Source organism: Paraburkholderia sprentiae WSM5005, from assembly GCF_001865575.2.
In the GTDB taxonomy this organism is placed as follows: Bacteria; Pseudomonadota; Gammaproteobacteria; order Burkholderiales; family Burkholderiaceae; genus Paraburkholderia; species Paraburkholderia sprentiae.
In genome coordinates this window covers 2,322,549-2,342,533 of sequence record NZ_CP017562.2, presented here as the reverse complement: position 1 = coordinate 2,342,533, position 19,985 = coordinate 2,322,549, and the positions used below count along the sequence as shown (strand labels likewise).

Below are 19,985 nucleotides of genomic sequence, written 5' to 3'. Positions count from 1 at the left end.
AGGATGGTGAAAAATGATTTTTTTATCGGTATGGTTTCGAAAAATGAAACCTCTCCGATTTTTCTTAAGGTCCTCAACTTGACCGATCAACGGACTCAACGAGCCGCAGCCGGGACCCGTCCCGACTTCAGCGAACGCGATTTGCGCTCGCTGCGGATCTTCTGCGCGGTCGCGCAGGCGAACGGTTTCGCCGCCGCCGAGAAACAGCTGAACATGTCGAAGGCATCGATCAGCCGCCATATCCGCGACGTCGAGGAAACGCTCGGCGCGCGGCTGTGCGAGCGAGGGCCGTCCGGCTTCGTGCTCACGCATGCTGGCAAGGTCGCACTCGATCTCGCGCGTGAGGCGCTGAAGTCGCTAGAGCGCATTCGTCCGGAGATCGACGCGGTACGCGGCGTGTTGTCCGGTACGCTATCGATCGGCATGGTCGAGCACATCGTCAGCGACGAGGGCTGTCATCTGCCCGAGGCGCTCGCCGCGCTGAAGGAGCACGCGCCGGACGTGAGCGTCGAATTGCGCGTGATGACCTTCAACGAACTCGATCTCGCGATACGCGAGCGGCGCGTGCAGGTGGCGATTCGCGGGATGTATCGGCGCGAAGCGGGCTTTCACTATCTGCCGCTGTTCATCGAGCGTCAGCAGCTGTACGTGGCGCGCCGCCGTTTGCGGGATGCGGCGACGCTGCCGCTCGTCTATCGCTCGCAACCATTCGTGCACGAGGCCCTCAACACGCTCGGTATGCGGCGCGGGCCGACGGCGTCGGGTCTTGAAGCGGTCGCGATGCTGACGCTGTCCGGGCACTATGTCGGTTTGTTGCCGCAATTCTATGCAGCCGCATTCGCAAAGCGGCAGGCGCTCGTCAAGGTGCCCGAAGGTCCGCTCTTCGAGAACAGGATTAGCGCGATCACCGAGATATCGCGGCCGCGAACGCGTGCGCTCGATCTATTTCTCGATCTGCTGCAGCAATTTCATGGCAGTGAGTGACGCGAGCGTTCATATGCCGACGCCGTCGCGCACTCGTCGCGCTCCATATCCATCAAGCCCGCAGGCGCACCGTCAACCGGGCAGCTTCGCCGTATGAGGTTGCCAGTCGGCCTGCAGTAGCTGGGCGCGCGCGTAGACCTTCTCCATCTCCGCGCGCAGCGGCGCGACGGATTCATCCGCGAGGTCGAACTCCGCGCCCAGTGCATGGTAAGCGACGTTGATCTCCCTCAGCAGCGCGCCTTCATCGACACACGTGAGTCGTCCGTTGCGCATGACTGCCTCGCCCGCAACAAACACGCTGTCGATAGCGGCGCCGCGCTCGGCATACACCAGTTGCCGCACCGGATCGGTTAACGGCGTGAAGCTGATCGCGTCAGCCCGGTAAGCGACCAGGTCGGCGCTATAACCCGGCTTGATTGCACCGAGCTTGCTGCCTAGTCCGAGCGCCGTCGCGCCGCCAATTGTCCCCGCATGCAGCGCTTCAGCCGCGGACAACCAGCGCGAATAATCGTCGCCGCGTATCTTCGACACCGCTGCGGCGCTGCCAAGCACGTTGAGCATATTGGCGGTGACCGTCGACGCGCAGCCGTCGGAGCCGAGACTCACGTTGACACCCGCATCGAGCAGCGCTCGCACTGGTTGAATGCCGGAGCCGAGCATTAGATTGCTCCATGGGTTGTGCTGAACGCTCGCACCCGATTGAGCCAGACTCGCGATCTCAGCATCCGACAACCAGACCGCGTGGATCAGTGACGTACCTGGCCGCAGAAATTTCAGTTCGGCAAGGCGCATCACCATGGACTTGCCGTAGAAGGCTTGCGCCGTTACCACCTGCAAGCGCGTTTCCTGAACGTGGATGATGACCGGCAGATCATGCGTATCGGCGAATGCGCGGCAACGCGCCAGAAATTCTGGCGTGCAGCGCTGCGGTGCGGAAGGGGCGATCAGCATGCCCACCCGATCATGCTGGGGATGGCGATGCGCCAACTCGCGTTCCAGCAGCGCGAAGAACGCATCGGGAGAGGGCCGCGGCTGCGCACGTAGTTGCGCAAGCAGCGCGGGCGGGAAAATGCTGTCGACCTCCGGGAAGTTATCGACGATCGCTCGATCCATCATCGAGAACCCCACGAGCGCGCGAATCCCCGCGTCCTCGTATGCCTGGAAGATGGCGTCGACGGCGGCGGGGTCAATGGCCTGACCGAGGCTCACGTCATCGACGAGCGTGGTTGCGCCGCTGCGCAGCGATTCGAGCGCCCCAATCAACGTTCGCAAGTAGACCTGGCGCGGCGTCAGCTTCACGGGGCGCGGCGCGCGCACGTAGTGCATCCACAACTCGAGCGGCAGGTTTTCGAGCCGTCCCTTGTGAAAATGCTCGTGCGAATGTTGATGGCCGTTAATGAGCCCCGGCACCAGCAGGCAGTCGTCGAGCGGTATGCATTCGCCGTCGGTCGCGCTGCCGCCCGGCACGATAGCGGCGATGCGTTCGCCTTCGATCACGACGTCGACGCGTCGCGGCTCATAACGCTGTTCGGTGCCGTGTAGTGCCCTGACGTTAGAGAGTATCTTGCGCACGGTTTCTGACTGATCGAAGGAAGGGGTTGACTGCAGCGGCTAGCGAAACTGCCGCGACAAGCCGGCGAGCCGCTCCATCAGCAGCATGGAAATCAAGGTGGCGATAATCAGCACACCCGAGGCCGCGGCCGCCCGCACGTCGAGGCTGTCCTCGATGATATGCCACAGGTGGATGGGCAATACTTCAGATCGCGCGTCCGACAGGAACAGCGACAGCGCGACGTTATCGAATGAATTCATGAACGCAATGAACGCCCCCGACGCAATGCCTGGCACCAACGCCGGCAGTACGACGCGGCGGAACGTGAACCAGCCGCCCGCGCCGAGGCATGTCGAGCTGTCGAGCAGCGCGGGATCGAGCTGCGCGTAACTGGCCGACGTCGTGTATAGCACATACGGTGCGCACAGCACGATATGTCCGGCGAGCAGACTGTAGAACGAGAGCCCCGCGCTTTCGAGGTTGAACAGGATCAGGATACCCAACCCCAACGCCAGCGACGGAATGGTCAGCGGCGCCATGAAAAACGAATCGAGCAGTCGCGCAGATAACGTGCGGCGGCGCGCGAGCGTCACCGCGGCGGCGACCGCCAGCACGGTCGCGCAGGCGGTCGCGGCGGCAGCGAGCCTTAGGCTCAACAGCATGTCGTCAATGATCTCCGGCGAATCGAAGATCAGCGCCTGATACCAGCGAAATGACAGTCCCGGCGGCGGAAACTTCAACGAGTAGCCCGACGTGAGCGACGTCACCAGGACGATCAGCGTGGGCCCGATCAGCATCAACAGCCCGATGCCGCCCATCAGGGCCATCGCTGCATTGAAAGACAGGCGACCGGGCTGGCTGCGGCGCGCCGGCATGACGCCCGGCGCGGCAAGCGTGGAATTAGCCATGGACAAACCCTCTGGTCTTGCGGCCGAAATAGTTGAGCAAGGTCACCACGAGCAGCACGCTCACCAGCAGAATCACGGCAAGCGTCGCCGCAAACGGATAGTTCTGCGTCTGGATGGCCTGTTCGTAGATGTAGAACGGCATGTACATCAGCTGGCCGCCGCCCACCAGGGTTTGAACCACGAACGCACTGACTGCGCCGGTAAACACCAGCAAGGTTCCGCTGAGCAGACCCGGCATCGCAAGTGGCACGGTGATCTTCCACCAGGTGCGCCAGCTGCTGGCGCCCAGCGCATGCGACGCCTCGGGCAAGCGCGTGTCGAGCGAAGTGAGCGTGGTGACGAGCGGCAACACCATCAACGGCAATTCGATCTGCGCAAGCGAGAGGATCACCGCCAGCGGCGTGTACAGGAGCTTGATCGGCTGGCCCGTATGCCCGAGCGCCATCAGCAGCGCGTTGACCAGCCCCTCATTGCCGAGAATGACGACCCACGCAAACGTGCGCACCACCGAACTGGTCAGAAGCGGCAGCAGGATCAGCACGATCAGCACACGCCGCCAGTGCGGCGGGCTCACGACGTACAGATGCGCGACCGGATAGCCGAGCACGATCGTCACCAGCGTGGTCGCAACCCCAAGCCAGAGTGTTTGCCAGAGGATGCCGCGGTTATAGCTGTCGCCAAAGAAGACCATGTATTGGCGAAAGCCGAAATGCGTCATGGCAGTGTCGTTGTGCAGGCTGATCAGCGCGACGAGCAACAGCGGCACGCCCACAAACGCGATGAAGAACAAGCCCAGTGGCAGCACGAGCAGCCAGTCGCGCGGCATCCGGTGATTCGCGTTCATGATGCGTCAGGCCTTGACCAGACGGTTGAACCGGTCGATATATTCAGCGCGGCGCGGATTGATGCGTGCCCAGTCGACCTGCACGAACGACGTCATGTCATTGGCGTTATGAGCGACAGCGGCGAGCGCCGCACCAAACGGCACCTTCGTGTTGGTCGGCGCGACGTAGTAGGGCGCGCTCGTCATCTGCTGCTGCACTTCGACGCTCAACGCGGTGTTGATATACGCCGCGGCGAGATCTGCCACCTGGGTGTTCTTCACGATATTCATCGTGCTGCGCACCATGCCCCAGTTGCTTTCGGGGCGCGCGAGCGCCACCGGCACGCCCTTGGCCTTCAGCGATTCCACATTGTTGATGTAGTGGCAGGCAATATCCACCTGAGCTTGCTGGAACAGCGTGCCGAGTGCGCCCGGATTGGCGGCAACCGCGCCGACGTTCGGCATTAGCCGCTTGATGTAATCGAAGGCCGGGTCCATATGATCCTCGTCGCCGCCGAGCATCTTGGCGAGCGCCACCATCCATACCGTGCCCAAGGTGGAGTCGAGACTCACGAGGCCGACGCGGCCCTTGAATTCCGGCTTGAGCAGATCATTCCAGGTTTTCGGCGCGCTCTTCACGCGCTCCGTGTTGTACGCGATGCCATAGACCTGCGCGGACACATAGACGCCCAGACCCTTCGGGTCGACGAAGCGCGCGGGCAGATTCGCCAGGTTCGGCACCCGGGCTGCCGGAATGGGTTCGAACACGCCCTGCGCGATGCCCTGCAGGTAGGGACCCTCGTCCATCATGACCACGTCGAACGGCGGGTTGTTGCGCGCGGCCACCAGCTTGGTCAGCGTATCGACCGCTTGCGATGCGGTGAGCACGGCGCTCACGCCCGCAGCCTTGCGAAACGCGGGCAACAGGATCTTGCGTTGCGACTCTTCCCACGCACCGGGAAACGTGGTGGCGGCGAGGGATTGGGACGCGGCCATGGCAAGCGGGCTGCCTAGCGACAGGCCGACAGCCCCCGCGGCTCCCATCAGTTGCAGGAGCTTGCGACGTTGGTGGTCGATCAGCGACATAGAACCTCTGGATGGATAGTTAAAGAGGATGAACCGGCGATAACGAAGCGGGCGGCAGGTTGGACCAGGACGATCGTGACCATGCGCTAAACACCTGCGGTACTGGATTGCGCTGCCTTGAACGTGCGCACTCGCGCACCCGGCTTGAAATCGAGCGCGACGCGCATGCCAGGGCGCAAGTCGGCACCCTCTGCGCGTGACACGGAAATCTTCACGGTTTGTCCGGCATCGGTCTGCAGATCGACCACCAGCGTGGGACCGATAGGCATCGCCAATTGCACTGTAGCCAGCAGCTGACGCACGCTGTCGCCGGGCTGCGGCAACTGCCACGCCCATTGCTCGGGGCGAACCGCCAGCAGCGCCGCGCCGGCGTCGCGCCACGGGCCGGGCTGGGCAACGGTCAGCACCGTGCCATCGTCGAAGGTCGCCAGGCACTGGTTGCCGTGCACGCGCAAGGTGACCGGCAGCAGATTCGCCGTGCCGACGAAGGTGGCGACGAAGGGGGTTGCGGGCTGATCGTAGATCGCGACCGCCGGGTCATATTGTTCGAGCCGCCCGCGATTGAGCACCGCGACCCGGTCGGCCATGCTCATGGCCTCCTCCTGATCGTGCGTCACCATCACTGTCGTGATGTTCAGTTCGCGCTGCAGACGGCGGACTTCGATCTGCATATCGAGCCGCAGGTTTTTGTCCAGCGCCGCAAACGGCTCGTCGAGCAGCAGGATGCGCGGCTCGACGGCAAGCGTGCGGGCCAGTGCGACGCGTTGCTGTTGACCACCCGACAACTCGCGCGGATAGCGTTTCGCAAATGCCTCCATACGCACCATCTCCAGCATCTGCATGGCCTTCTGAGCAGCATCCCGACGCGCGACGCCGTTGGCTTCGAGACCGTAGGCGACGTTGGCGGCGACCGTCATGTGCGGAAACAGCGCGTAGTTCTGGAAGACGATGCCCACGCCGCGCTGGCGTGGCGCGAGGCCGTCCACGCGTTGCCCGCCGATATGCACTTCACCCTCGGACTGAACCTGCAGACCGGCAAGGATGCGCAACAGGGTGCTCTTGCCGCAGCCCGATGGGCCGAGCAACGCAACCAGTTCGCCTGCGGCAATTTCAAGCGTGACGTCTTCGATCACCGGCACGGCGGCGAAACGATGCCGGATGCCGCGCATCTGCACGGCGGCACCGGTTTGCAAGGTGCGTGCTTGCGAAGCTGCAAGGTGGGCGCCCGCTGCGGCGCGCTTCGACTGTGAAACGACAGTCTGCGGGGTGCTCATGCGCTGGCCCTTTTCCATAGTTGCGTGGCGGCGTGCTTTCCAGCCGCGATGACGGCATCGGCATCGCAACGGGTGGGGGCGCCGCCGTCCACCACGATCTCCCCGTCCACGATGACCATCTCGACATCGCGCCCAAGTCCCGTGTGCACCAGCGTGCCCAACGGATTGGGGTGCGGAGTCAGATGGGCGCGCTGGAAATCGAATATGGCGAGGTCGGCGAGCCAGCCTGTCTTGAGGCAGCCGAGTTCGTCGCCAAGCCCCATAGCGTGCGCGCCGTTGTGCGTCGCCATGGCGAGCGCATCGGCGGGTTGCCAGTCCGCGCCGACTTCGCCCAACTGGATGCGCGCGATGGCCAGCGCCCAGCGCATGACCTCGGTCATATCCGCGTGCATGTTGTCGGTGCCTAATGCAATGCGCGCGCCGGCGGCGCGCAGACGCGGCGTGGGCGCCATGGTGCCGCCCGTCGCGTTGCCCTTGGGGATGTGCGCCACCGTGATGCCGGCCCGTCCGACGCGTGCGATGTCGTCGTCGTCCAGATACAGACAGTGCGCTGCCACGAGCCTTTCGTCGAGCAGCCCGACCTCGTCTAGCAACTGCGCGGGACTCTTGCCCGAACGCTTCTTCACCACGTTGACTTCGGTGCGGCTTTGCGCAAGGTGAGTCGTCACGCCGAGCTCATGCGTACGTGCCGCCTCGGCGATCAGACGCAGAAAGTCGTCGGAGCAGGTGTCGGGCGCATGAACGGCGAGTTGGACGCCCGTGCGCCCGTTGCGCTTGCGATGCCAGCGCCCGGCCAGCGCCAGTGCTTCGTTGAGCGTGCGCTCGCCGGTCGCGACATGGTATTCCCAGCGTCCGTCCGCGACGCCGGAGAAATCGACGTCGTGCAGGCGACCGCATGAATACACCCGCAGGCCGAGGTCAGCCATGGCATCCATGGTCAGATCGGCGTGGACGTAGCTGTCGTTGATCAGCGTCGAGCCGAACAGCATCGCTTCGAGCGCGCCAAGACGCGCCAGCGCGATAGCCTCGTCTGGGCGCACGTCATGGCCGTGGGGAATCCCCGGCGTGTAGGCGGGCGCGAAGCCCAGGTCTTCGGCGACGCCGCGCACCATTGTCAGAATGGCGTGGGTATGGACGTTCACGTAGCCGGGCACGATGACGCGTCCGGCGAGCCGGCGCGTGGTCCGCGCGCGTGTGCGCACCGGCAGATCCCGCGCGCGGCCGACAAAGGCGAGCCGGTTGCCGCGAATGCCGATGGCCGCATCGTGCAACAGCGGTTGAGCCGGGTCCATCGTCACGACGGTGGCGCCCAGTAGCAACAGGTCAAGGTCAAGCTCGATAGGCGGGGCAGTCATCAGCCAGTGGTCCGGTTCGGTTCAGGTGTGCAGGTGCTGCAGGAAGCGCCGCGTGCGCTCTTCGCGCGGACGGCCGAAGACGTCGCCGGGCGTGCCTTGTTCGATGATGGCGCCGGCGTCCATGAACACCACCCGATGCGCCACGTTGCGCGCGAAGCTCATTTCGTGTGTCACCACCATCATCGTCATACGGGCCGCGGCGAGATCGCGCATCACGTCGAGCACTTCGTTGACGAGTTCCGGGTCGAGCGCCGACGTCGGCTCGTCGAACAGGATCATCTGCGGCTCCATCGCGAGTGCGCGGGCAATCGCCACGCGTTGCTGCTGGCCGCCCGAGAGTTGCGCTGGCCGCTTGTTGACATGCTGCGCGAGGTGGACTTTTTCCAGGGCAACTTGTGCGCGAGCGCGGGCCGCGTCGCGCGAGAGTCCCAGCACGCGCTGCGGGCCGGCGGCGACGTTATCCAGCGCGCTTAAATGCGCGAACAGGTTGAAGCGCTGAAACACGAAGCCGAAGCGGCTGCGCTGCCGCGCCAGTTCGGCTTCGGGCAGCGCGCGGCCTTGCTCCGACAACCCGATACGCTGGCCGCCAAGGCGGATCGTGCCGCCATCCGGTCTTTCCAGGAAGTTGAGACAGCGCAGCAGCGTGGTCTTGCCCGAACCCGACGGCCCGATCAGCACCACGGTCTCGCCGTGCCCGACGTCCAGTGTGACGGAGGGCAGGATGACCTTGTCGCCGAAGCGCTTGTGCAGCCCTTCTATGGACAGCAGCGTTGCAGCCCCCCCTTCATGCACGCGCGCGGCGGCGTCCTTAGCGGACGCCGCGGACAGGTCAGAGACGGTAACTGTGGAAGACATGCGGGAACCCGAGCTCATGAAGTCAGTATTGCGGCAGTCGCCGTTCGAGGTAGCGCGACAGCCACGCCAGCGCCGAGATCAATGCGTAGTAGTAGAGGGCGATCAGCAGGAAAATCTCGAACGGCGAAAAATACGTTGCGATGATTTCCTGACCGGCGTGCGTGAGTTCATACACGGAGATCGCGGACAGCAGCGCCGAGCCCTTGATTAGCGAGATTAGTTCGTTGGTGAGCGGGGGCAGGATGCGCCGCCACGCTTGCGGAAAGAGCACGTGCAGAGCGATCTGGCCGTGACGCATGCCGATCGATTGCGCGGCTTCAGTCTGGCCGCGATCGACCGACTGCATGCTGGCGCGCACGATCTCGCAGATGAAACCTCCCGCGTTCAGACTGAGCGCAATGACGCCGGCCCAGTACTCGTTGAAGTTGATGCCGATGACGGGCAGCGCAAAATAGACGAGAAAGATCTGCACGAGCAGCGGTGTGCCGCGCACGAAATCTACATACGCCAGTATGGCGATGCGAACCGCCCTGAAGCGGCTGAGCGCACCGAAACCCAGCGCGAAGCCGAGCACGATGCCAATCGCGATGGCCGCGAGGCAAACCTTCAGCGTGGCGAGCAGGCCGACCGCGAGGATCGGCAACGCCATGACGATAATGCTCCAGTCCATGGACGCCGCGCTCTCAGGACAGCACCGGAATCGCATCCGGCAAGTTCATGTCGAAACCAAACCACTTCTGCTGCAAAGTATGCAGCGTGCCGTCTGTTCTGAACTTGCGCAGCTGCTGGTCAATGAAGCCGATCAGCGCGGTGTCATCCGTACGTGCCGCGATGCCTGCCCAGTTATCCGCGCCAATGCCCTTGACGATAGCGTATTTGCCCGGCGCATTCTTCAGAACGAGCGAAAGCGTCGGCAATGTGTTGAGCACGCCGTCCACTTTGCCTTCTGCCAGCGCGATATAGGCGGCCGGATGGTCGTCAAAGGTCTTTACTTCCTTGAAACCCGCCCCGCCCGCTGCTTTCAGTTGCGCATCGAGCTTCGGTTGGAGTATCTGCCCCGGCGAGCCGAGCTTGAGTCCGAGCACCTTGCCGTTCATGCCGCTGAGGCTGGCGACGCTCTTCAGATCCGCCGCGCGAATCAGCAGCGCCTGCGAGGCCTCGACGTAAGGCACGGAGAAGTCCACGTGTTTCTCGCGCTCGGCCGTGTAGCTCAGGCTGCTCATCACCAGATCGAACTTCTTCGTGTAAAGCGACGGAATCACACCCGACCAGACCGTGTCGATAAACTGCGCCTTGACGCCGAGATTGCGGCAAAACGCGTTGGCGAGATCCACGTCGTAGCCGATCATGGCGCCGCTCGCGTCGCGATACGTCAGCGGCGGATAGGTCGCTTCGCAGCCGATGCGCAGCACGCCGGCCTTCTTGATGTCGTCAAGCGTGAGCCCGGCGGCCATCGCAAAGCGGGGCAGGCCAATCGACACCATGGCTGCAGCCGCGCCGGCACGATGGAGGAATTGGCGACGCGAAAATCGTTCGGACATCAGGCTCTCCAGAGAAAATAACAGTACGTACGTTACAAAGACAGCGTGTAAGGCGGCGCGGAAGGTGCCGAATGCACTGCACGTTTCGCGCGAGCCCGCAGAGCCATTCCTACTTGCGATAGACGGCGGGAAAGTCAAAGCGCGGTAGCACCCGGTGCGCGTCAAGGCGTGGGTTCAACGGCCGATGCGGTTGCGCCTGTTGCGGGCGCAAGGCCGGCAGAAACTGGCCGCGGCCGCGCGTGCCGCTGGGCTGCACGCCGTCCCACACTACGTCACCACGCGAGAGCGTCAGCGCTGGCCACGCTTTCATCTGCCAACCCTCGTACGGCGTGTAGTCGACGTTGTGGTGCAGCGCATCGTTGGTGAGCGTGAAGGCACGATCCGTGTCCCAGATCACCAGATCGGCGTCGCCGCCGATAGCGATTGAACCCTTGCGCGGATAAAGGCCGTAGAGCTTCGCCGCATTGGTTGCGGTCAATGCGACGAAGGCGTGAATGTCGATGCGTCCGTTCATGACGCCTTCGGACATCAGCAAGGCCATGCGCGTCTCGAGACCCGGTATGCCGTTGGGCACCTGGTCGAAGCGCGGGTTTTCGCCGGCCACCTGCTTGCCGTGCGGACCGTCGAAGCGGAACGGCGCATGGTCGGAGGAGAGCACCTGAAACGTACCGTTCATGAGACCGTCCCAGACAGCCTGGCGGTTGCCTTCGTCGCGCGGCGGCGGACTGCAGATACATTGATAGCCGCGAGGGCCATCTTCGAGCATGTCTTCGGTCAGCAGCAGATAGTGCGGACATGTCTCGGCGTAGACGGCGAGGCCTTGTCCTTGCGCCCAGCGAATCTGCTCGATCGCCTCGCGGCCGGAGACGTGCACGATCAGCACGGGCGTGTCGACCAGCTGCGCGAGACTGATGGCGCGATGCGTCGCTTCGCGCTCAACCAGCATCGGGCGGGACAGCGCATGCCCGATCGGCGCGGTAATGCCTTGCTCCAGCAGCGCTTCGGTGAGCCACGCAATGCAATCGGCGTTTTCGGCATGAATCATCACCATGGCGCCGTGGACGCGGGCCAATGCGAGCAGTTCGATTAACTGACGGTCGTTCAGCTTGAGCGCGTCATACGTCATGTAGATCTTGAACGACGTATAACCCTCTTCGATCAGTTGCGGCAGCTCCTGTTCGAGCACATGCGGCGTGGGATCGGTGACGATTAGATGGAAGGCGTAGTCGATCACCGCGCGGGCGTCGGCGCGTCGGTGGTACGTATCGATCGCCGCACGCAGCGTATTTCCCTTCTGCTGGCACGCAAAAGGAATCACCGTGGTGGTGCCGCCGCAGGCAGCGGAAACCGTGCCGCTCAGGAAGTCGTCGGCCATCACGCTGTCGTCGCCGGTGTCCTGATCGAGGTGGCAGTGGCTATCCACGCCGCCTGGAGTGACGAGGCGGCCGCCTGCATCGATCTCGTTGGCGCCCTGAGCCAGTCCGCTGCCCAGCGCGACGATGCGCCCGTCGCGCACGCCGATGTCGGCGGTGAAGCGGTCGGCCGCCGTGGCGATATCCGCGTCGCGGATCACGAGGTCGAAGGCCGCCGCGTCGCTCATGCGACCTCCCGGAACAGGCTGCCCCAGCCGGTGACGCGCGACGTATCGATGCCGCTCGTCCGCAGTGCTTTCCAGACCACCGTCGAGATGGTGTCGTACACCGGAATGCCGAGTTCGGCTTCGAGCTCTTCAGCGAGCGGCGCGCCGCGCAGATTGGTGCAGAAAATCGTAATCGCGTCGGGTTTGCTCTTTGCGACTTCACGTGCCATCTCACGCAACGTGTCGGCACTGACTTCCGAAAACGAAAAATTGTCCTGCTTGTTTAGATGACGTTCACCGACACATTCAAAGCCCGCGCCGGCATACGTCGACATGACCTTTGCCTGCACGTCGTCGCGATATGGTGTGACCAGACCGAAGCGACGCACGCCCGTCATGGCGAAAACCTCGTTGAGCGCGAGCACGGAGGTGCAGGCGGCAATGCCGGTGCGTTCTGTGATGCTGCGGCACAGACGCTCGTCTGCCTCAAACCCGAGCCAGCCCGACGATGTCCCGTTCCAGCCGATTACGTCTAGCTTGGCATCGGCGAGCAACCCTGCCGCGCCGAGAATTTCCTCGTCGTCGAACTGGGCCAGCGCCTGTTCGGACAGTGCGATCTGGGTCACCCGAAAGCGTCCGAAATGCGCACTGACGTCGGGCAGTCCCACGAGCATCGCCGAAGTGACCGGCTCGAGAACCGTGTTGGAAGACGGGGTCAACATGCCAATCAGAGTGCGTTGCGTCATGATTTCCATATCAAGGGGTTGCTTCTGGCGGACCGCGCCAGAGAAAGATGCTTGCTGGATCTTTTGACGCAAGCTTTGTGCCAACATAAATCTGCGAATTTGTACGCAATAACAATGAGATTGTATGCAACGCCGGACGTGCGTTCGACAGCGGAAACGGCTGCTTCCTGAGCACCTTCGCTGGAACGAACGGCAATGGATCATGGCGGAAACTACGATAAAAGCGCATGGGGGAAGCCGGTGCATATGCGCACCAAAGTTGAATCATTGGCACCAAACGAGGGTTGTCGCACGGGCCAAAATGCGCCTGCGAAAGAGGTGCAGGTTGTCAGACCCGACAAGCGCCAATGAATGTTTGCATACAACAAATTTGCGGTTTCCTCCGTATGAACATGGTTTCGATGCGAATGCTCCACGGAATTTTTGTGTACAAAATCGCTCGTGATTGCTCTATCATCGATCCATTTCCCAGTTGCGAGAAACCTTTGAGCCGAGCCTCCGCCATGCCTGCCAGTAAAGTTGCCGCGCCCAAGGCGCCGTTTACGAACGAGGAAATCTATGGCCGCATCCAGAAGGCGGTGCTTGAACATCGCCTTGCACCCGGGACAAAATTGATTGAGGAGCGGCTCGCGGAAGTCTCGGGCGTGAGCCGGACCAAGATTCGCGAAGTGCTCAACAAGCTTGCGCATGAGGGGCTGGTCGAGCTGGTGCCGAATCGCGGAGCCTTTATCGCCAGCCCGAGCGTCCAGCAGGCGCGCGACGTATTTGTCACGCGGCGCATGATCGAGCCGGAAATGGCCAGGCTGTTGAGCCGCACCGCGACGTCGGCGCAAGTGCGTGCGTTACGCAAGCACGTGCGGCAGGAAGGCGACGCGCGCAAGCAGAATGACCGGCCTGCCATCATCCGGCTTTCAGGAGAGTTTCATGTGCTGATCGCGGAGATGATCGGCAACGAAATCCTGTTGCGGATGATGCGAGAACTCGCGCCTTTGACGTGCCTCGTGATCACGCTTTACGACAAGCCCAACGCCCCGGCGTGCCCGCATCACGAGCATAGTGATCTGATCGATGCGATCGAAGCGCATGACGAAGCAAAGGCTGCGGCGAGCATGCTGGAACACCTGCAGCATATCGAAGCGACACTGAACTTCGACGAGGTGAAAGACGCGTCGCCGGATATTGAAGCGATCTTCTCCTGAGATAGCCTGGCTTCCGTGAAGCAAGCGGCTGCGCCGTGCACGGCCTCCGTGAATCAGTGCACCGAAGCACACCGCGAAACGGCCCACGATGAAGCGCGCCGGGTTCTGCGCCGCCCGACCTGCGCCGTCGGGAAATAGTCGTCGATAGTCGCAAAGCCTTTCCGGGTAAGCATTGCGGTCTGTGCCGGCAAATCTGGCACAAAGTCTGCGTTCCATCGCTCGACTTGTATTCAAGATTGAACTCATGGAACGCATTGCTCCCTTCAAGGTTCGCGCGCTGCTGGACGCTTATCGTCAAGGCGAAACATCGCCATGCGACACGGTCGCCACAGTGCTGCAACGTCTTGCCACCACGCATCGTCCGGAAGCGTGGATCCTTCGCGTGTCCGAAGCCTCGCTCGTCGCGCGCGCCACCGAACTCGAACGTCTACTCGCCGACGAAGGCCCGGCGCTCTTCGCCCGCATGCCGCTCTTCGGCGTGCCGTTCGCGGTGAAGGACAACGTCGACGTCGCCGGCCTGCCGACCACCGCCGCATGCGATGCCTTCGCCTACACGCCGGACGAAACGGCGTTCGCGGTAGCGCGTCTGCTGGACGCGGGCGCGATTCTCGTCGGCAAGACCAATCTCGATCAGTTCGCGACGGGTCTCGTCGGCACGCGTTCGCCGTACGGCGCGGTGCGTCAGATCACGCGCGATGAATACGTGTCGGGCGGATCGAGCTCCGGTTCGGCGATTGCGGTCGCGACGGGCATTGCCGCGTTCTCGCTCGGCACCGATACCGCGGGTTCCGGACGCGTGCCTGCGGGCTTCAACGGGCTGGTGGGGCTCAAGCCGTCGCTCGGGCTCGTCAGCAAGCGCGGCGTCGTGCCGGCGTGCCGCACGCTCGATACGCTGTCGGTGTTCGCGCACGACGTCGCCGATGCGTGGCAAGTGCTCGACCGGCTCGCGTTCTACGACCCGCACGACGGTTACTCCAGGCCGCTGCCCTCGCGCGGTTTGCAACACGCGCCATTGCGCATCGCGATTCCCGACACGCTCACGTTCTTCGACGACCATCAGGCATCGGCGGCCTTCGCCGCGACCATGGATGGCATCGCCAGGCATCTCACGTTGACGCCGTCGACATTCGCGTTCGCGCCGTTGCAGCAGGTCGCCGCGCTTCTTTACGACGGCCCGTGGGTGGCCGAGCGTCGCGCCGCCCTCGGCACGTTTTTTATCACGCATCACCACGATATCGACACAACCGTCGCGAAGGTGATCGGCCAGGCGGAGCGTTTCGATGCGGCCGCCGCGTTCGACGGGCAGTACGCGCTTGCGAGGCTGGGGCGCCAAGCCGCAGCGCTTTTCGAGCATGCCGACGTGCTGATCGTGCCGACCACGCCGACGCATCCGACCATCGCCGACGTGCAGGCCAATCCGGTGGAGGTGAACAGCCGTCTGGGCGTCTATACGAACTTCGTCAATCTGCTCGACCTGTGTGCGCTCGCCGTGCCCGGCGTGCCGCGCGCCGACGGTCTGCCTGCGGGCGTGACGCTGATCGGACCATCGGGCGCGGACCAGCAGCTCGCGGTGCTCGGCGCGCGCATTCAGGCGCTGTTCAGCGAAGCCGTCGAGCAACGCGATGCCGACGCGATCGCGAGCCAGCCGCTGCCGATCCAGGAACCGGTCGTCATGCTCGCCGTGGTCGGTGCGCATCTGCGGGGCGAGCCGTTGAACTGGCAACTGAGGCAAGCCGGCGCGCGCTTCGTCGAAGCCACGACGACTGCGCCTTACTACCGGCTCTATGCACTCGCCGGCACATTGCCGCCGAAACCCGGCCTCGTGCGCCGGACGGACGACACGGCAGGAGGCGAAGCCATCGCTATCGAACTGTGGGAAGTGCCGCTGCGCACCTTCGGCGCGTTCGTCGCCGCCGTGCCCGCGCCGCTCGCCATCGGCACGCTCGAGACCATCGACGGACGCAGCGTGAAGGGCTTCGTCTGTGAGCCCGCGGCGATCGCGCACGACGGGGGCGCTCTCGACATTACCGCTTACGGCGGCTGGCGCGCGTATCTCGCGCACCGCGCGCCACAGCCGAACGCCTGATGCCCGTTATCGGAAATCGAGCATTCAGAACGCAGTGATCGACCAACTCAAGGAAACCACACCATGACTCAACGTCGCGACTTCATCAAGCAGGCGGGCGCGTTCGCGCTCGGCAGCCTGCTGCCGCTCGAAAGCGTGTTCGCTGCCGAAAAGCTCACCGTCGGCGTGATCTACGTCGGCTCGAAGGGCGACTATGGCTACAACCAGGCGCAGGCCCAGGCCGCCGCGGTCATCAAGAAGATGCCGAACGTGAAGGTGGTCGAAGAAGAGAATGTGCCGGAAACGGTGGCCGCGCAGAAGTCGATGGAAGCAATGATCGAACAGGACGGCGCGACGCTCGTGTTCGCCACCTCGTTCGGCTACTTCGATCCGCACGTGCTGAAGATGGCGGCCAGGTATCCGAAGGTGCGTTTCGCGCATTGCGGCGGACTCTGGAAGCAGGGCAACCCGTCGAACATCGCGAGCTACTTCGGTTACATCGACGAATGCCAGTACCTGAACGGCGTCGTCGCGGGCCACATGAGCAAGAGCAAAAAGCTCGGCTTCGTCGCGGCCAAGCCGATTCCGCAGGTGCTGCGCAACATCAATGCGTTCACGCTCGGCGCGCAGTCGGTCGATCCGTCCATCACGGCACACGTCATTTTCACGGGCGACTGGTCGATGCCGGTCAAGGAAGCCGAAGCGACCAACAGTCTCGTCGATCAGGGTTGCGACGTGCTGACCTGCCACGTCGACGGTCCGAAGGTCGTGATCGAAACGGCGGAGAAGCGCGGCGCGATGAGCTGCGGCTACCACGCGAGCCAGGCGGCGCTCGCGCCGAAGGGCTATCTGACAGGCGCCGAGTGGGACTGGGCAACGCCGTACAAAACGCTCGTCAGTGACGCGCAGACCGGCACGCCGCAGCCCAATATTCTGCGCGGCGGCCTCAAGGAAGGCTTCGTGAAGATGTCGCCCTATGGCGCCAGGGTGACGGCCGCCGCGAAGACCAAAGCCGACGCCGTCAAGGCGCAGATGATGGCCGGCCAGTTCGTCATCTTCAAGGGCCCGCTGAAGGACAACAAGGACGGCACCGCGATCGCGTCCGGCACGGCCTACGCTCAGACCGACATCACGCTCGAAAGCATGAATTATCTCGTCGCGGGTGTGGTGGGCCAGATCTGATCCAGCGTGCTGACAGCGCAATTCGCGCAACTGAAGGAGAGACCATGCGTGCTCATGCTTCCACGGTGACGTCGTCCGGCATTGCCCGCGCGCTGCTCGGCGTGCTGCCCGCACTGCCGACGCTCGCGGCGCTCGCCGGCACGCTGCTGCTGTTCGCGATCTTTCTGCTCGTGCAGGGCCAGCCCGCGGGCGACGCGATCGTGCTGATCGCGCAAGGCGCATTCGGCTCGGCGTTCGCGTGGCAGAGCACGCTGCTGCGCGCCGCGCCGTTGATGCTCACCGCGCTGTGCGTGGCGCTGCCTGCGCAGGTCGGCCTGATCGTGATCGGCGGCGAGGGCGCGCTCGCGCTCGGCGGACTCGCTGCGGCCGTCACGCCGCAACTGCTGCCGCACGGCACGCCGTGGTTCGTCGCGACGCCCGCGATGGCGCTGGCGGGCATGATCGTCGGCGGTGCGTGGATCGGCACGGTCGGCGCGCTGCGGCAGTGGCGCGGCGTGAACGAGACCATCAGCTCGCTGCTGATGTCGTATATCGCGATTGCGTTGTTCAAGCATCTGGTCGAAGGGCCGTTGCGCGATCCGGCGAGCCTGAACAAGCCGTCGACGCTGCCGCTGCCCGATGCGTTCACGATCGGCTCGCTGCCGGGACTCGATGTGCATTGGGGACTCTTCTGGGGCGCGCTCGCGTGCGTCGGCGCGTGGATCTTCGTGCGTCACAGCACCAAGGGTTTCGCGATGCGCGTGACGGGCGGCAACGCGCGCGCCGCGCGCCTCGTCGGCCTGCCAGTCAACTCGCTCGCGTTGACCGCATGCGTGCTCGGCGGCGCCGCCGCGGGACTCGCCGGCATGTTCGAAGTCTCGGCGGTGCAGGACAGCGCGAACGCGTCGCTGCTCGCGGGCTACGGCTACGCGGGCATCCTCGTCGCATTCGCTGCACGGCAGAATCCGCTCGCGATCATCGCGTGCGCGCTGATGATCGGCGGCATCGAGGCGAGCGGCAGTCTGCTGCAACGCCGCCTCGATCTGCCCGACGCAACGACGCTCGTCTTGCAAGGACTGCTGTTCGCAAACCTGCTCGCGTGGGAGGCGCTCGGCGGCCGGCTCGCCGCGTGGCGCGTGAAGTTGCAGGCGGTCGCGCAATCCGGACTGCCGCATCCGTTGGAGCAAACTCATGCCTGATCTGCACTCGCCCGTTGCCGTGTTGCTGCTCTCGCTGTTTGCGGGCGCGATTCGCGTCAGCACGCCGTATCTTTTCGTGAGCCTCGGTGAATGCCTGACCGAGAAGGGCGGTCGCGTGAATCTCGGGCTCGAAGGCATTCTCGTGTCGGGCGCGATGAGCGGTTACGCAGGCTCGTACCTGACCGGTTCGCCGTGGCTGGGCGTGCTGATTGCCGGATGCGCGGGCCTGCTGCTCGGCTGCCTGCACGGACTCGCCTGCTCGCTGCCGCGCGTGTCCGACATCGCGTTCGGTATCGCGTTGATGCTGTTCGGCACCGGCCTCGCGTTCTATCTCGGCAAGCCGTTCATCGAGCCCCAGGCGGCGATGCTGCGCTCGTTCGACTTCGGCGCGTGGAGCGCATCGCCGCAATTGCATAACGCGCTGCATGTGAATCCACTCTTCCTGATCGGCGTCGTGCTTGCGTTCGTTCTGCAATGGGGTTTGCGCTCCACACGCTGGGGCATGACGCTGCGGCTCGTCGGCGAAAACGCGGAGAGCGCGCGGGCGATGGGCTATCCGATCACGCGCGTACGCATCGCGGCGACGGCGCTCGGCGGATTTTTCGCGGGCGTCGGCGGCGCGTATCTGTCGCTCGTCTATCCGGGCAGCTGGAACGAAGGCCTGTCGAGCGGTCAGGGGTTGATGGCCGTCGCGCTCGTGATCTTCGCGCGCTGGCAGCCGCTGCGCTGTCTGTGGGCGGCGCTGCTGTTCGGCGCGGCCGGCGCACTCGGCCCCGCGCTGCAGGCGATCGGCGTAACGAGCGGCTACTACCTGTTCAACGCCGCGCCGTACGTGCTCACGCTCGCAATCATGATCGTCAACTGCCGGCCGGATCGCACGCTCGCAGGTACGCCCGGTGAACTGAGTCTCACGCGCTAAGAACGCCGTAGCGATCCACCTACTTTTCGTCTCACCGGAGTCCGACATGACCCGTTTCATCGAAGCCCGACCGTATCCGTGGCCCTACGACGGCGCGCTGCGCGCCGACAATACGGCGCTCATCATCATCGACATGCAGACGGACTTCTGCGGCATCGGCGGCTATGTCGACAAGATGGGCTACGACCTGTCGCTGACGCGCGCGCCGATCGAACCGATCAGCCGCGTGCTGGCAACGATGCGCGAGCAGGATTTCACCATCATTCATACCCGCGAAGGACACCGGCCCGATCTGTCGGATCTTCCCGCCAACAAGCGCTGGCGCAGCCGCCGCGCGGGCACGGAGGGCATCGGCATCGGCGACGACGGTCCGTGCGGCAAGATCCTCGTGCGCGGCGAACCCGGCTGGGACATCATCGACGAGCTCACGCCGTTGCCGGGCGAGATCGTCATCGACAAGCCGGGCAAGGGCTCGTTCTGCGCCACCGATCTCGAACTCATTCTGCGCACGCGCGGCATCGTCAATCTGGTGCTGACCGGCATCACGACCGACGTGTGCGTGCATACGACGATGCGCGAAGCGAACGACCGCGGCTTCGAATGCACGGTTCTCGCCGACTGCTGCGGCGCGACCGACAAGGGCAATCACGACGCGGCACTGAACATGGTGCTGATGCAGGGCGGCGTGTTCGGCACGGTGTCGGATTCCAGCGCGCTGATTGCGGCGCTCGGACGCTGA

18 protein-coding genes are annotated in these 19,985 nt (G+C 64.0%); 7 read left to right on the top strand and 11 right to left on the bottom strand.

Annotated elements, in window-relative coordinates:
• Nucleotides 1-78 precede the first annotated feature (78 nt).
• Nucleotides 79-984, top strand: coding sequence for a LysR family transcriptional regulator (locus BJG93_RS27390; RefSeq protein WP_051374334.1), 906 nt, complete (start codon nt 79-81; stop codon nt 982-984).
• Nucleotides 985-1,056: 72 nt separating this feature from the next.
• Here BJG93_RS27390 and BJG93_RS27385 read toward each other — a convergent pair whose 3' ends face one another.
• From BJG93_RS27385 to BJG93_RS27335, 11 genes are all read right to left on the bottom strand, one after another.
• Nucleotides 1,057-2,556, bottom strand: coding sequence for an amidohydrolase family protein (locus tag BJG93_RS27385; RefSeq protein WP_027195211.1), 1,500 nt, complete (start codon nt 2,554-2,556; stop codon nt 1,057-1,059).
• 39 nt (nt 2,557-2,595) lie between these two features.
• On the bottom strand, nt 2,596-3,444 hold the full coding sequence (locus BJG93_RS27380) for an ABC transporter permease (protein ID WP_231337538.1): 849 nt from the start codon (nt 3,442-3,444) through the stop codon (nt 2,596-2,598).
• The gene (locus BJG93_RS27375) at nt 3,437-4,288 is read right to left on the bottom strand and encodes an ABC transporter permease (protein WP_231337537.1); all 852 of its coding nucleotides are present in this window, start codon (nt 4,286-4,288) and stop codon (nt 3,437-3,439) included. The genes BJG93_RS27380 and BJG93_RS27375 overlap by 8 nt, the downstream gene beginning before the upstream one ends.
• A gap of 6 nt (nt 4,289-4,294) precedes the next feature.
• Complete coding sequence (locus BJG93_RS27370; protein WP_051374253.1) at nt 4,295-5,353, bottom strand: ABC transporter substrate-binding protein; 1,059 nt, start codon at nt 5,351-5,353, stop codon at nt 4,295-4,297.
• Nucleotides 5,354-5,439: 86 nt separating this feature from the next.
• The gene (locus BJG93_RS27365; RefSeq protein WP_231337536.1) at nt 5,440-6,627 is read right to left on the bottom strand and encodes an ABC transporter ATP-binding protein; all 1,188 of its coding nucleotides are present in this window, start codon (nt 6,625-6,627) and stop codon (nt 5,440-5,442) included.
• Entirely contained in the window at nt 6,624-7,982 is a 1,359-nt protein-coding gene (locus BJG93_RS27360) for an amidohydrolase family protein (RefSeq protein WP_051374252.1), read from the bottom strand. Before BJG93_RS27360 ends, BJG93_RS27365 begins: the two co-directional genes overlap by 4 nt.
• 21 nt (nt 7,983-8,003) lie before the next feature.
• Nucleotides 8,004-8,837 (bottom strand): amino acid ABC transporter ATP-binding protein, encoded by an 834-nt coding sequence (locus BJG93_RS27355; RefSeq protein ID WP_027195206.1) that lies wholly within the window; start codon nt 8,835-8,837, stop codon nt 8,004-8,006.
• A gap of 22 nt (nt 8,838-8,859) precedes the next feature.
• Nucleotides 8,860-9,507 (bottom strand): amino acid ABC transporter permease, encoded by a 648-nt coding sequence (locus BJG93_RS27350; RefSeq protein WP_018421907.1) that lies wholly within the window; start codon nt 9,505-9,507, stop codon nt 8,860-8,862.
• A 13-nt stretch (nt 9,508-9,520) separates the two neighbouring features.
• On the bottom strand, nt 9,521-10,378 hold the full coding sequence (locus BJG93_RS27345; protein WP_027195205.1) for a transporter substrate-binding domain-containing protein: 858 nt from the start codon (nt 10,376-10,378) through the stop codon (nt 9,521-9,523).
• A 109-nt stretch (nt 10,379-10,487) separates the two neighbouring features.
• Nucleotides 10,488-11,978 (bottom strand): dihydropyrimidinase, encoded by a 1,491-nt coding sequence (gene hydA / locus BJG93_RS27340; RefSeq protein WP_027195204.1) that lies wholly within the window; start codon nt 11,976-11,978, stop codon nt 10,488-10,490.
• Entirely contained in the window at nt 11,975-12,703 is a 729-nt protein-coding gene (locus BJG93_RS27335) for a maleate cis-trans isomerase family protein (protein WP_027195203.1), read from the bottom strand. The genes hydA and BJG93_RS27335 overlap by 4 nt, the downstream gene beginning before the upstream one ends.
• 425 nt (nt 12,704-13,128) lie before the next feature.
• Between BJG93_RS27335 and BJG93_RS27330 the strand changes: the two genes are divergently transcribed.
• The 6 genes from BJG93_RS27330 (at nt 13,129) to biuH (ending at nt 19,985) form a co-directional block, all read left to right on the top strand.
• Nucleotides 13,129-13,902: a GntR family transcriptional regulator gene (locus BJG93_RS27330; protein WP_231337535.1), complete on the top strand. Its 774-nt coding sequence runs from the start codon at nt 13,129-13,131 to the stop codon at nt 13,900-13,902.
• Between the two features lie 244 nt (nt 13,903-14,146).
• Complete coding sequence (atzF, locus tag BJG93_RS27325) at nt 14,147-15,988, top strand: allophanate hydrolase (protein WP_027195201.1); 1,842 nt, start codon at nt 14,147-14,149, stop codon at nt 15,986-15,988.
• Nucleotides 15,989-16,051: 63 nt separating this feature from the next.
• A complete protein-coding gene (locus BJG93_RS27320) occupies nt 16,052-17,149 on the top strand; it encodes a BMP family ABC transporter substrate-binding protein (protein ID WP_027195200.1) in 1,098 nt (365 codons plus the stop codon).
• A 44-nt stretch (nt 17,150-17,193) separates the two neighbouring features.
• Nucleotides 17,194-18,327 carry an ABC transporter permease gene (locus tag BJG93_RS27315; RefSeq protein WP_027195199.1) on the top strand — a complete coding sequence of 378 codons (1,134 nt, stop codon included), beginning with the start codon at nt 17,194-17,196 and terminating at the stop codon, nt 18,325-18,327.
• On the top strand, nt 18,320-19,246 hold the full coding sequence (locus tag BJG93_RS27310) for an ABC transporter permease (protein WP_027195198.1): 927 nt from the start codon (nt 18,320-18,322) through the stop codon (nt 19,244-19,246). Before BJG93_RS27315 ends, BJG93_RS27310 begins: the two co-directional genes overlap by 8 nt.
• 46 nt (nt 19,247-19,292) lie before the next feature.
• A complete protein-coding gene (gene biuH, locus BJG93_RS27305; protein WP_027195197.1) occupies nt 19,293-19,985 on the top strand; it encodes a biuret amidohydrolase in 693 nt (230 codons plus the stop codon).